The following is a 14,006-nucleotide window of genomic DNA, read 5'->3' as shown; positions in this document are numbered from 1 at the left end:
CGCGACGGTAACTGTTCTATTAGTAGTGACAACGGGAACATTCCAGACCACCGATCTTGGCTACCGTGATGACCGAGTCGGGTGTATTGCGATCGTGGATAAGCTTGGAATGATCGTAACCGGCATAGTAACCGTTGCCGGCCATTTTCACCGGCGTCTTGCGGTGACAGTCGATACACCAGCCCATGGTGAGCGGTGAGTACTGCGAAGCGACGGTCATGCTGTCCTGTACCGGACCGTGACAGGTCTGACAGGCAACCTGTCCGACTTTCACGTGTTGCGCGTGGTTGAAATAGGCGAGATCCGGCAGGTTGTGCACACGAACCCACTGCAGCGGCTTCGGATTCGGACCGTAGGTGCCCTTGTCGGGATCGTAGTCGAGCGCCTTGTAGATCTTGGCGATCTCCTCGGTGCCCGTTTCCGGACCTTTGCGTACGTACTTGTGACAGTTCATACACACATTGGCCGAAGGAACACCGGCTACTTTTCCTTTTTCAGCACCGCTGTGGCAGTAGATACACTGGATCTGCAGCTTGCCGGCATGCAGTTGGTGCGAATACTTGATCGGCTGTTCCGGCAGATAGCCCTGGTGGATACCGACCGATTGCAAAGCGTACCATCCTTTGACACTTCCGAAGAGCGCCAGGAAAATGAGAATGACCGCGACGAGTTTCTTGTTGTTGCGTGACCAGTGGACGAATGCCTGAGAACGGGTCATGGGCGCCGGTTCCGGCAAGCCCTGCTTTTGACGGACCGTACGGGCAAGCGTGTCCTGTACGCGACGCAACACCATGGCGATGGCGCCGATGATCACGATCGCGATGATCAGGTACAAACCGATCGGCTTCGGTGCTTCCTGAGCAGCACCTCCGGCGGGGCCTTTAGGACCGGCGACGGCATCCGGCTTCTCAGCCTCCGTCTTGATATAAGCCAACATGGCTTTGATCTCGTCGTCCTTCAGATTGAAGGCCGGCATCGCCACCTTGTTATAGTCGTTATAGATCTTGACAGCGTAGTCGTCGCCCGCTTTGACAAGCGTCTGTGAGTTCTTGATCCACTTGATCAACCAGTCTTCGGGACGACGCGTCTCGATCCCCTTCAGCGCGGGGCCGACCAGTTTTTCCTTAACAGCATGGCAACTTGCGCAGTTGGCCTTGAAGAGTGCTTCACCATCCTGGGCTTGGATCGACGAGAAGGAGAGTAACGCGATCAGAAAAGTGCCGACCAGGCGGATCGTCCGGAACGAGGACCAGTGGTTCATGTTTTTTCTATTGGCGGTGCAGGAGCGACATGCTCACAACTAACCGGATCAGTAGACGATGGCAGGCAGGCCCGGCCGTCATCTGACAGTCATATTTTGAACGGGTGCAAATTTATTAGAAAGCCCTTTTTTTAAAAGGATTTGGGAAAAAAATTGTAGAAATGATTAAGGACGGGGCTTTCAGGACTCCAGGAAGAATGCGGTCGTGAATAGGTCTGATTTCCCTAATCTATCATTCAGATTTTTAGGGAGTTGATGGAGGTTTTCTTGAAAAAGTACAAGTGGCAAATGAAAAGCCGGTTCAATCCCGGTTATTGTTCAAACTATTGATAGTTAAATATTTAATTAAAATTAGTTAAAATGCTGGCTCAATAAAATCCATCATTTTATTTGATTAGTGAAAAAAGCAAGGGTTTTGATGGCGCTGCGTCATTCATTATACTGGAAATCTGCAAGTTAAGCAGGTACCAGCCATCGTGAAGCTGGTCCGGGACATAGATCAACTCCGTGATCGTCGCGTCTTTGCGGGTGGCTTCCGGGTAGTGCCAGAAGGCATGATGAGCCGAGAGCTTGCCACCATCGTCCTCCCGATCGACCGAAGGCAGGTCGAGCAACAGGTGCCTGATCCCACGTTCCCGGATCCAGGTCGCGGCCTCGTGTTGCAGGTAGGGCGGATTGGTCCCGGAATAATGATGCGTCCGCTTGCTCTCCGGATTCGGATAGGTGCGGATGATGAGCGCCTCGGGGTGATCCTCTCCCAACGCGGCGGCAAGCTGGTCGGCCTGGATGATGCGATCTTCAAACAACGATCGTGGTGTCACCGAGATCAGACGTGCCATGAAAAAGAATTGCCGGAGGTGTTCGTGAATCGTCTCTTTCTCCTTCGATATATGTCCTACCGTTTCCGTGTGTGTACCGTTCCCGTGCGGATTGAACACCAGTGTATTCACATTGCAGGATCCTCCTTGCAAGACGTCCCCTACAAATCCGCCGGCACGGAAAGGCTCCGACTGTACGAACGGGATGTAAAACGCGTTCACCGCATCCGCGCCCGGTGTCACGGGCAAAGAGATGTCGTGCGGCTTCGAAAGATCAGCGCGGTAGTCGTGGTTGTGCCAGGAGAAGTGGATGAGCATGTAGTAGAGGGACGTGGGACGAGGGGCGAGGGACGAGAGACGAAGTGCGAGGTGCGAGGTGCGAGGAAGGAAAAAACCGGAAACTCGAAACTGGAAGCCCGAAACTTAGAAACCTGCCTGCCGAAGCTTTAGCGAAGGCAGGAAACCTATTCGACCACCAGCTTCGCGAACCTTACTTGTCCTTCGAAATCGAAGCGTAAGGTATAGACACCGGCCGCTGTTTTAGCAGGAAGTGAAACGCGGATCGTGGCGCTACCGATGTCGAGCCATTGCGTACCGGAAGTGAGCAGACGTCCGGAAACATCCGACAATTGGATCTTCAGTTCTCCGGGATGAGCGGCACATAACAGCGCGCGTGTTTCTTCTTTACATGGATTCGGAGCAAGGCCGACGAGCTCGAAGGAAGCGTCGTCGTTGAACAAGACCGCGACCGGACTGGAATACGATTCCGTTCCGTCATAATCGACCTGGCGTAACCGGTAGTAATTGATGCCTGTCACCGGGGCTTCATCCACCCATTGATAATGATTCGTCTCTGTGGTGGTTCCGCGACCAGGAACACGACCGATCGCCTTGAATGACAAACCGTCTTCATTGCCACGGGATACTTCTACGTCGAAGTAGGCATTATTGGTCTCCGAAGCGGTTGACCATTCGCAAAGCACCGAGGCACTACCCTGCTTCCGCGCGCTGAACTCGAGCAGTTCAACCGGCAGCGGAGAAGGTCCGTTACCCGTCAGCGCGAAGCCGGAGAAGGACGTGAGTCCATCGCGACGACCACCCTGCAGGAAGAGGTTGGATACCGAGTACATGGACATACCCGTGTTAACGCTGAGATCCGTACCGGAATGTGTTCCCTGGGTCGTAATCCAAGCCCCCTGGCCGGTGCTGTCGGGCACGGCTACACTCGGACGCTTGACCACGCGCAGTTCCGATCCGCTCAAGCCGTCGAGCGCCATCAGCGCCACTTTATCGCCTACCAGTTGAATATCGTAATCAACCGCACCGAGTGCTCCCGTGCTGATGGCAGGATCACCAGTCACGTTCGGACCGTTGTTCTCCTGGAAGTCCCAATAGTAGTCGCCGATCATATCGATCTCCTTGTTCAGGCAGGTCGAAGCGGTCGGCCCGCCCTGGTCGTCGATCTCGAACGGATTGCCGCAACCGTGGCCGGTGGTGCCGATCCAGACACCGTCGACCATGAAGTTGTTGTTGCTGTTCAGGAACGTACCGACCACATAACGATTCGCGTTGGTCACGGAATTGAACGAGATCAGCGAAGGTGTATAGAAATAATCGCCCAATGCGCCGCTGAAGGTTTTTCGGCGGAAGCCGAGTGGGAACAGGTATTCGTTCTTGGTGCCGACGTTTGTGATCTTCCGGTTCAGGCGGCCCTCGAAGAAACCGTTGCGTGTGTCTTGCGTCGGGATGGATTGCCGGGTTACGGCGTTCACGTCATCGTTGAGGATGTTGATCGTCTTGAAATTGACACCGGTATTCTCATCGGCGTCATAAGTACCGCCGTTCTGCGACAACAGGACCCCGTTCGCGATATCGAAGTTGTAGAGGATGTTCAGGTTACCTTTTAACAGGGCTTCCTGTGCATTGCCGGCTGCAACGGGCTGCACTTTATTGATGCGCAACTTGCAGATGGTTCCCGGGTAACTGTTGTTCGCTGCGCGGATATCGACGATCTGCTGTTGCGTGGTGCTGGCGATGTCGATCAGTCCTTCGGTCAACAAGCCGCCTCCGCTGGCCCCGGTGCAATTGCAGGTGCCGGCGAAATTGAGGTCGCCGTTCACGGTCAACGTATAGGTAGCGAGGTCGATTTGTCCGCTCTGCGTGGAGGGGATGGTGAACTGAACAGTGAAATCGTTAATCGTTACGTTTCCGCAGCCCGTACCGGTTTGTAAAACCGGGTAGCGGACCTTGCTAGGCGGGATTACCGCGTTATCCGTTGCACCCGGAACACTTTCACGGTCCCAGTTACAAGGCTCGCACCAGCGGTCGTCGATCGCTCCGACCCAGGTATAGGTCGTTCCCGGCACGACAACCGTTTCGTCGCAGCCGATGTCGATACAGGCCGGGCGCAGGGTGTTGTCGAAATCATTCGTGACGCCGGTAATGGCAATGCCGCAGTTCCTGACATCCAAATCGGACGTATGCAGATCCGTTGCAGTGGTAAAGGCCACCTGTGCGGTCTTGGAGGTAGTCGCAGGATCGCCGCCACCGCAGGCTCCCGACCAACCGGCAAGTGTATTGTAATTGATCGCTCCGAACTGCGCGAAGTTTGCGCCGGCAGAATACAGGAGGTTGTGACTACCGCGCGTCGCGTCGTAAGCCGGAATGGCGCCCATGCTCATGCGCAAGGCGAACTTTTGCCCCGTACCACCGGTGCGGTCATTATAGAGCAAGTTGTTCCGAAGCGTGAAGGCACTGCCGGAGGCTACGTTGTAGTTGTAGGCTATCGCGTCAGATGCTCCGCCGGAAGCCGTTCCAGTCATGCGAACGGAATTGAAATAGGCCGTAACTCCTCCGCTCGTCTGTTCGATACCGTTCAGGATGGCATTCTGCGTCTGGGTCGAACCCAGGCTGATCATGTTGTTGTACAGGTTGATGTTGATGCCGCCGGAAATGAGCATCCCCCCTACCACGGTTGTTGTGCCGTTGGACTGCGTGGACAGGTTATAAATCCAGTTGCGTTCGAACTTGGGATAGGTGAGGTTGACGGTCGCGGTCGGGGCATAGATCATCCCGTACACTTTCACCGCACCACCGGAGGAATTCGTATTGGAAAGATTGGAAATGATATTGCCGGTATACTCCGCGCCGTTGTTCCCGGTGAGTGGTCGTTCCACAACGCCGATAACCGCAGCATCCTGAACGGAAGCGACGTTGTTCCCGGCATGCTGGAAATTCTGGATCGTGTTGTTGGTGAAGAGGGATACGGTGTTACCGGCGAGGTTCTGTATTCCCACCAGGTTGCCCAGCGTGTAAGTCGAGGTAATATTCGCCGCGGTGGAATTCCCGATCGTGTTTCCGTTGACGTTGATGCCCGCACCGGCATCAGCGAGTATTCCGATGAAGGAGATCCGGTCACAGTTGGCCTGTCCGGGTGCAGAAAACGTAAAGGCGATTCCACCGATCGTATTACCGGTCAGTGTGCTTTGGGCGGCAGCGGTGGATTTCACATAGATGCCCACGGCCGGAACAGGCGGTGTCGGTTGTCCGGCCACCGAAGTCACCGAAGTCGACAGAATGTTGATGGCACCCGTACCGGTGGAGGATCCGATCACGTTGTTCGTGATGTTCGCCGATCCACCCGCGAGGTAGATGCCCAGGAAAATGTTCTCTCCGGGCGTCGTCTTGGCACGACTCGAGGTGAGATTGAATCCACCGATCTGGTTGTTGCTGATCACCGAAGGCGTGGCAGTCGTCTGGTTGACGATCAGCGGCTGCAGCATGCTGGCGTAATTGGTGGCGATGGCCAGCGGCAAGGGAGAGGTGAGAGTAGTAAAGCCGGTACCCGCGCTATTTGCATAACCTAAGACATTTCCGGTAATGGTATAGCCCGATCCTGACTGCGTCTCAATGCAGTTATAGATGTTCTCCAATGTACTGCTGCCGGAAGAAGGCCACGTACGCGTTCCCGTCTGATAGATCCTGTTGTTGGTAATGGTCCAGGTCGAGGACCCGGTGAACGCCAGGATACCCTTTCCGTTCGACTGGCTCCCGGTGGCGAAGTAGTCGAAGATCAGGTTGTCGGTAATGGTAATGTTGTCGTTGCTGAAGGAGGTAGTGTGACTCTTAATCGGAATGTGGGGAAGACTTGCACCGACCGGTCCGATCGTGCAAAAGCCAACGTAATTATTGTCATTGCCTGTCGAAGTTCCGGCTAAACCAAATTTGATTGTCGCGCCATCTCCAATTAAATTATAAGCTCCGCGCGAAGTACCCTGGATCGTGAGGCGGACCAGGGTATCAAGTGTTGCATCCGTACTGAATTGAATGGTGGATGCCAGGGCGGAGGTGCTGTTGTTGACGATCGTAAGGCTGTTCCCACCTGCGTTCAGGCCATCGATCTTGACCCGATCGGCTCCGTTGAGATTGATCAGCGGCAGTGCAAGATTCCCAGAAATGGTGCGGGCTGCACCTCCCGAGGGGATGATGGTAAAACTGTTCCAGGGCGCGGCGCTCTGAATGAGCTGTGCGGTACCCGTTTCTACTGTATTTCCGGTGATGGTGACAACAATGTTCGCCCCGCCCTGCAACTGGGTATTGATGGCATTGAAAGCAAGGCGAAGCTGGGTATAAGCGCCGTTTACTCCCCCCAAAGCCCCTGCTACAGTGACCTGCCCCCGGCTGAGACTAACCTGCAGGAAGCAGACCAGCGTCAGGATCGCCTGAAAACAGGTCCGGGCCTTCGGGAGGGATTGGAGATTATAGGGCATTACAATAGCAATACAGCCGGATTTTCAACCGGGCAAAAGTGGGGAAAGGTACCCAAAAACGGGTTAAGAAAAGGCCATTTTTTGGTTAATTGAAGGTTTCCATAGGTAAATGGCTTGTTTTTAATGTCAAGGGCCAATTCTTAATGTGAACCTATAAATTTTGCGAAAAAACGATGTTTTAGAGAATTCCGTTTCTTTGAAAACCCAAGCCGATGCAAGACGCCCGGATCTACCTTGATTACAATGCCACCTGCCCGGTTGATCCCCGTGTCCTGGAACGGATGCTCCCCTATTTCAACGAGAAATTCGGCAACGCATCCAGCCGCACCCATGCCTTTGGCTGGGAAGCCGACGAAGCGGTAAAACTTGCCCGCAGGTCGGTCGCGGGCTTGCTGGGATGCGAGCCCGGTGAACTTGTTTTCACCTCGGGCGCAACCGAAGCGATCAACCTCGGCATAAAGGGAGCAGCAGCGGCTTATCAATCCAAAGGTCGGCACTTCATCACCTGTACCACCGAGCACCGGGCGGTACTCGACGTCTTCGAACATCTCGAGCGGGATGGAGCCGAGGTCACCCGTCTGCCGGTACAGCCGGACGGACGACTGGATCCGGAACTGCTCCGTTCCGTACTGCGCAACGATACGGTCCTGGTCGCGATCATGCTGGCGAACAACGAGACCGGCGTCCTTCAGCCCATTCGGGAACTGGCGGAACTTACCCACGAACGCGGCGCGCTCTTCTTCTGTGATACCACGCAGGCCATTGGCAAACTTCAGGTAGCGGTGAACGAACTCGGCATTGACCTGTGTACCGTATCGGCGCATAAGTGCTACGGACCGAAAGGCGTCGGGGCGTTGTTTGTCCGAAGAAAAAATCCGCGCGTAACCCTCGTGCCGCAACTGGACGGAGGCGGACATGAGCACGGATTGCGCAGCGGCACGCTGAATGTTCCCGGAATCGTGGGGCTGGGTGCCGCGGCGGAGTTGGTCGTACGGGAACTGTGGGATGACAACCAACGCATCTCGCTCCTGCGATCGCGTCTGGAACAGGAACTGATCACGCGCTGCGGCGCGAAGATGAACGGCAACACCCGGCATCGCCTGCCCAACACGACCAACCTCTGCTTTCCCGGCCTCCGCGCCTCCGAACTGATCAGCGCCTGTCCGCAACTCGCCATCTCGACCGGCAGTGCCTGCTCCTCCGCCCTGCCCGAACCCTCACACGTCCTCCGCGCGATGGGACTGTCAGAAGCCGATGCCTACGCCTCGGTGCGCTTCTCGCTGGGCCGCATGACGACGGAAGAGGAGGTACTGCGAGCGGTGGGGATGATCGCTTCTTCGTGTCAGTAGTTCCGAGTTTCCAGTTTCCAGTTTCGGGTTGTTCAATTGTTTGAAGGTTTTCATTAAAAGTGTCCGGCTTTGATTGAGTCAACCTTGTAAATGAGTTGGCAATGCGATCTTCCATATCGTTATTTGCCTGCATACGGATGGATGGTGCGACATCAAGAGTTTATTCAGGCATCATCTGAACTGCACATTAACTTCGACCATTCAACTCGAAACACGAAACTGGAAACTGGAAACACGAAACCAATAACCCTTGAAATACCACTCTCCCTTCAACATCGCCGTCCTCGCCGCCGGTCTGGGTTTTTTTGTGGACGCATTCGACCTGTTCTTGTTTAACGTGTACCGCATTCCTTCGCTGAAGGAACTTGGACTCAGCGGAGTTGAACTGACGCGCGCGGGCGAGAAGCTGCTGTCGATCCAGATGGCGGGGATGATGCTGGGCGGCATCCTCACGGGCATGATCGCCGACCGGCGCGGGCGGGTCACCGCGCTCTTCGGATCCATCGTGCTGTACTCGCTGGCCAACATCGCCAACGCCTGGGTGCAGGATGTGGACAGCTACGCGCTGGTGCGGTTCCTCGCGGGCGTCGGACTCGCGGGTGAACTCGGCGCAGGTGTGACGCTCGTTGGCGAGAGCATGAGTATAGAACGTCGCGGATACGGAACCATTCTTGTTGCTACCCTGGGCGCGCTGGGTGCCGTAACAGCCGGCCTCGCCGGCGACTTCCTTCCCTGGCGGCAGGCGTTTCTCGTCGCGGGCATGGCGGGTTTCCTGCTGCTCTTCCTCCGCGTGAGCGCGATGGAGACGCAACTGTTCCGCAGTTCACGCGAGCTGGTGAAAAAGCGCGGCTCGTTCACACTGTTGTTTTCGAATCGTCGTCGCGCAATGAAATACCTGGCCTGCATCCTTATGGGCGTGCCGATCTGGTACAGTGTCGGACTGCTGATCACACTCACGCCCGAGCTGGCGCAGGAGCACGGCATTTCCGGAATAAAGCTGAGCACCTGTTTCATCCTCTTTCAGGTGGGCATCGCGGCAGGAGACCTCAGCAGCGGGATCCTCAGCCAGTGGCTGCGGACACGCAAACGGGTCCTGCTCGGCTATATGGGCTTCGGCGTACTGGCGACCATGCACCACTACCTGCGCATCTACCAAAGCGCAGGCATCGAAACGACGAGCTTCCTGATGGGACTCGGCTGCGGCTACTTATCGGTCTTCGTCACCAGCACCTCGGAACAATTCGGCACCAACCTCCGCGTGACCGTGACGGCCACCGTCACCAACTTCATGCGCGGCGCGGTTACGCTCCTGATCCCCTTGCACCAGTCGCTCGAACGCGGCTTTGGACTGTCACTCACCGAAGGGCTCATCCTGACGGGCCTGATCGTCTGGGCGCTGGCGCTGGCTTCGGCGGTTTGGTTGCCGGAGACGTATGGGCGGTCGTTGGAGTTTGAGGAGCAGTAGGCGGTAGGCGGTTTGCAATGGACTACGGACTCCTGACTGATGGCACGCGGATTCCGCGGATGTTGCGGATTGGCGCGGAGGATCGATATGTATTGAGTTTCCGCCGTTCCATTTCGGTCAAACCTCACCCGGAGGGCGTTCGATCGAACGCCTTCCGGGTGAGGTTTGACCTACATCGAGAAGATGAAACAAATAAATTCCGAAAAATGGAATGCAATTCTACTACCGCTTTATCTGGTTCAATCTTTTCCTCCAGACTTCGCCAATAGCTTTGCCGATGGCCTTAAACTCATCCTCACTGAAGGTGTCAGTCTTTGCATTATTACACCAATAGCAGGCGAATGACAGATTCCCCAAATTATTGTAAGCTTCGTTTGCTTTACGACGTTCAATCTCGAGCGTTTTTCCCCTAAATATCCTTTTATTCTCAATAAGTTTATGATCATGCAATAACTGCAATTCTGCTTCTGATATGCCGCAATAAATACACTGATGGGGTTGGCTATCATACCACCCACTAAAACTCCAGAAATCACCGCCGATCTTTTTGCGCTTCCACAAATCCCTCACCTTGATTAAGTCTCTCATTCCAGTTCTGATTTCACTGTCAGCTTTACGGACATCATTTAATTCCACGCCAAGTTGATTTGCAGCACCTTGAAACGTCATTGATTGAAGCAACACGAGATCGAATACCTGCTGTTGCAATTTTGTCAGATCATCTTTTTTCATGTTTATGGTTTTTAGGAATAATGATTCAATCAGCATAAATATTCCAACTCACACAATTCAACACCCCACCTTCATTCGCAAGCTGTGTACATTCCAGTGGTTGGATGTTGAAATAGGCTTCGAGGATGGATCGGGCAGCGGCATTCTCGGTCGGGAATGCTTCGAATACCGGAAACACCACCTGTTGGCCGACCTGTAGATAATTGATATAACAGCCGGCTGCGGAGTCGACACCTTCGTGATTCTTCCGGCGAATTTCCTGATAGGGAAATTTCACCTGCTTCAAGCCGGCCCGAGTCAGGCTTTGGTCGAACTCTGATAAAAAGTTATTCGGGTAACCGGCCTGCTTGAAATCGCTGACCAACACGGTGTTCGCGTCCAGGAAGCGCAGCATGCCGTCGATGTGACCGAATTCCTCGTACGGCAGTTGCGGTACGACGATTATGCTGCGGGTCTCGAAGAGTTCCTGCAGTTCTTCCACGATCCGTTGCCGAGGCCGGTCATCATTATCATCAAACACACGGTCGGTCAGGGCGACCCGGTCGGGACCTTTGACGATGTTCCCTCCATCCAGGCGGAGATCGGAGGATACTGTCTTGGACCTAATGGATTCCGGGATCAAAGCAGACTGATCCGTGGTGTACCGGAACCGGACGAACTTATCCGACTTCACCTGTACCGGCATGTAATCACGGCACCAGATGTCTTCCGCAGCCGGAAGTAGCGTATAGGATATGCCGAAGGCATCCAGAAGATGGATCAACCTGAGGAATAGCTCGGGAAAATCCCGTTGCAACCGGTCAGCGAAATAGATCCGGGTGGTCTCCCGATCCGTGATCAGGGGATGGAGGACATTATACCGCAAAGCCCGAAGGATGCGCAGCACGGTCCCATCCGTCAGCTTCGCCAACAGCCAGCCATCGACGAAGCGGTCTTGCCGCAGGATCGCCGTCAATAAGTCGCGCAGCAGGTTCAGCCCCAACTGCTGCAGCAATGTTTCATCTCCGATTTGCAACAATTCCGTCTGCTCCGGCCAGTTCATCCAGTCGACCTGCGTGATCACACCCGAAGCATAGGCCGTCCTGATGAACTCATGGATGATCGGCTCATAGTTTACATCGGGCATCACATAAACACCCGCGATCAATTCACTCCCTTCCTTCCACTGCCCAACGGGTGCGGCTTGTTCCAATAGCGGAATAAAGGCCAGAAGTTTTTCCCAGGCGGATTGCGTTACGGGCGGATAGCTATGATCAAATTGTTGCTGTATCATCTTCTCGATTGGTATGTCGCGAATAAGCAACCATTCGAATCGATTTTCAGAAATTCTGAGAAGAGTTCCAGAATTTCCAGGTATAGTTCATTTATAAAAAAATTAAGTAATAAAATCTTACTTTCAAGTTCCTAACGCAACATAAAAATAAACATATGTTGCATCATGGGCAATTACAAACGAATTGATTTTCAGGAGCGAATCCGGATTGAGACGCTCCTGAGCCAGGGATTTACCTGTACGGCGATAGCTGAAACCTTGGGCCGCCATACCAGCGCCATAACGCGTGAGCTGGATCGGTTAAAGGGGTACTATTCTGCGGTAGAAGCTCAACTGGTGGCTAATGAAAGGCGCATAACCCAGCGGAGAACAAGGAAGCTGGATGCCAATCCCGAGTTACTTGATGCTGTGCGCCGGTTACTGAAAAAGCGATACTCTCCCGAACAAATTTCCAGACATTTGAGGAAAGAGTTCGCAGACGAATCAGGTATGCAGATTTCGCACGAAACGATCTATACGTTCATCTATATGATGCCTCGTGGAGACTTACGCAAGCAGCTAGTGGAGAGTCTGCGGCATAAGAAGCGGAAGCGCAGTAAGCGTGGCTTGACTATTGAGCGCAGAGGGAAGATCCCGGATATGGTAAGCATCGATCAGCGCCCTGACTACATTCTTCGCCGTTCCGTTCCCGGTCATTGGGAAGGGGACCTGATTATGGGAAAGCGGCATCAATCGGCTATCGGCTCCATTGTAGAGCGAAAAACCAGGGCGGTAATTCTGGTGAAACTGAAAGCGAAGGATGCAGAAAGTGTCCGAAAGGCCTTCGAGAAAGAGTTCAAGTCTGTACCAGCCCAATTGAAGAAAAGTCTGACGTATGACCAGGGCCATGAGATGGCTGAGCATAAGCTCTTCGCCAAGAATACACGGATGAAAGTTTTCTTCTGTCACCCTGGATCACCATGGGAGCGAGGGTCTAACGAGAACATGAATATGCTGATCCGCGACTTCTTTCCAAAAGGCACCGACTTCAATTTAATTACTCGAAAGAAACTCAAGCAAGTGCAGTATCTCTTAAATGAACGACCTCGGAAGACGCTCAATTGGAAGTCGCCCTTCGAGGTCTTCGAAGAGGAAATCATGAAAAAATGCATTTAACGGTAATGTTGTACTTTTAACTAAATGTTGCGCTACAACCTTGAATGTACCAATTAATATAGGCGTCTATTAATGAATACTCTGCATTAGACAAACTTCCCTCGCCTTACCTCACCATCCTCCTGTCAAACGGAAACGCCTCCACCTTCCGGATGCGCACTTTTTTGAAATCGGGATGACGTGGGTTGAGGAGATAATTGAAGTCGCCCTGGGTGATGGCTGAGGGAACGATCAGGATGCAGTGTTTGCCTTCGGCAATGAAACGATCTCCGAGCGCGCGCGTCGCGGCGGGATGCGGAAATGCTTTCCAGTTGGCCGGGAGTCTTTTCAACGCGAGTTGGTGACGGGATACACGGTCGGGGATCTCGATCGTGATCATGCGATACTCCTCGGGCAGCATGGCCAGACTGAGGTGCACGGCCACCTCGGCCATGGCAAGGGAGCGGTTCATCGCCGTATAGACCATTTCAACACCCGGCGAGTTCCACCGGCCGCCGGTCCTGGCGGCGCCTTCCCCCGACAGGGTGCGCGCGTAACGGTCGCGGCTGAGGCGAAAGACTTCCACCGCTCAGGAAAGAATACCGTAATTGATGCGGTTCAACTCCGCCACAACCATCTCCTTGCCGTAGGAATCGCGCAGCAGCTCGACCGGTTTCATGTTACCCAGCGCGTAGTTGGGGGCATCCAGCCATAGCCGGAACTTTTCCATGTTCCCGAACACGTCCAGGCCCAGCCGGGTGACCTCCGCGAGTTCGATGATCTTTTCCGATTGCAGGGGCTTGAAATGATACCGACGATTCTGCTCGTATCGCTGCAGCGATTTGGTGGAAATATTCAGAAACGAAGCCCAATCGGTCTCGGAGAAGGGTGTGTATTTCAGGATCAACTCGAAGAGCGAATACGGAATGCCGATCCGGATGGCGGCAATGATGAGCATCTTGTCGGAAAGCAACTCGGCATAGGTAACCTTTCGACCGGAGGCGCGCTCACGAAAAAGCGAGGCGACGGCTCTGTTCAATTGGAACTCGAGGGAAGAGTTGGTGCGGGGGGCAGTGGACATTTGTCCGTAAATCTAAGACAATTTTCTGATTTTGTCAAGTCGGTGACTGGAGGGTGAACAGTAAACAGTAAACAGTAAACAGTGAATAGTGAATAGTGAATAGTGAATAGCGAATAGCGAATTT

Annotated in this window: 10 protein-coding genes; 3 read left to right on the top strand and 7 right to left on the bottom strand. The window is 53.9% G+C overall.

Translation table 11 applies throughout. From position 1 onward, the window contains the following. Positions 1–19: 19 nt before the first annotated feature. The 3 genes from IPJ96_04235 to IPJ96_04225 all read right to left on the bottom strand — a co-directional run bounded on the left by IPJ96_04235 (position 20) and on the right by IPJ96_04225 (position 6,848). On the bottom strand, positions 20–1,261 hold the full coding sequence (locus tag IPJ96_04235) for a c-type cytochrome (GenBank protein ID MBK7909558.1): 1,242 nt from the start codon (positions 1,259–1,261) through the stop codon (positions 20–22). Between the two features lie 386 nt (positions 1,262–1,647). After that, a complete protein-coding gene (locus IPJ96_04230) occupies positions 1,648–2,397 on the bottom strand; it encodes a cyclase family protein (GenBank protein ID MBK7909557.1) in 750 nt (249 codons plus the stop codon). 146 nt (positions 2,398–2,543) lie between these two features. After that, positions 2,544–6,848: a hypothetical protein gene (locus IPJ96_04225; protein MBK7909556.1), complete on the bottom strand. Its 4,305-nt coding sequence runs from the start codon at positions 6,846–6,848 to the stop codon at positions 2,544–2,546. Between the two features lie 212 nt (positions 6,849–7,060). Between IPJ96_04225 and IPJ96_04220 the strand changes: the two genes are divergently transcribed. Beyond that, positions 7,061–8,197, top strand: coding sequence for an aminotransferase class V-fold PLP-dependent enzyme (locus IPJ96_04220; protein ID MBK7909555.1), 1,137 nt, complete (start codon positions 7,061–7,063; stop codon positions 8,195–8,197). Between the two features lie 250 nt (positions 8,198–8,447). Then, the gene (locus tag IPJ96_04215; GenBank protein MBK7909554.1) at positions 8,448–9,662 is read left to right on the top strand and encodes an MFS transporter; all 1,215 of its coding nucleotides are present in this window, start codon (positions 8,448–8,450) and stop codon (positions 9,660–9,662) included. Between the two features lie 222 nt (positions 9,663–9,884). Here IPJ96_04215 and IPJ96_04210 read toward each other — a convergent pair whose 3' ends face one another. Further along, complete coding sequence (locus IPJ96_04210; GenBank protein ID MBK7909553.1) at positions 9,885–10,394, bottom strand: hypothetical protein; 510 nt, start codon at positions 10,392–10,394, stop codon at positions 9,885–9,887. 25 nt (positions 10,395–10,419) lie between these two features. Further along, on the bottom strand, positions 10,420–11,667 hold the full coding sequence (locus IPJ96_04205) for an agmatine deiminase family protein (protein ID MBK7909552.1): 1,248 nt from the start codon (positions 11,665–11,667) through the stop codon (positions 10,420–10,422). A 165-nt stretch (positions 11,668–11,832) separates the two neighbouring features. On the opposite strand from IPJ96_04205, the gene IPJ96_04200 reads away from it, so the two are divergent. Next, a complete protein-coding gene (locus IPJ96_04200; GenBank protein MBK7909551.1) occupies positions 11,833–12,822 on the top strand; it encodes an IS30 family transposase in 990 nt (329 codons plus the stop codon). A 106-nt stretch (positions 12,823–12,928) separates the two neighbouring features. On the opposite strand, the gene IPJ96_04195 is transcribed toward IPJ96_04200, so the two are convergent. Together IPJ96_04195 and IPJ96_04190 are read right to left on the bottom strand one after the other, a co-directional pair. Next, positions 12,929–13,387, bottom strand: a complete 459-nt coding sequence (locus IPJ96_04195) for an RES family NAD+ phosphorylase (protein MBK7909550.1) — start codon at positions 13,385–13,387, stop codon at positions 12,929–12,931. A 3-nt stretch (positions 13,388–13,390) separates the two neighbouring features. Beyond that, on the bottom strand, positions 13,391–13,882 hold the full coding sequence (locus tag IPJ96_04190) for a DUF2384 domain-containing protein (protein MBK7909549.1): 492 nt from the start codon (positions 13,880–13,882) through the stop codon (positions 13,391–13,393). Positions 13,883–14,006: the final 124 nt, after the last annotated feature.

Source organism: Bacteroidota bacterium, from assembly GCA_016713765.1.
Taxonomy (GTDB): domain Bacteria; phylum Bacteroidota; class Bacteroidia; order AKYH767-A; family 2013-40CM-41-45; genus Pollutiaquabacter; species Pollutiaquabacter aromativorans.
The sequence above is the reverse complement of the archived record's forward strand: the minus strand, read 5'-3'. Positions and strand labels throughout refer to the sequence as shown.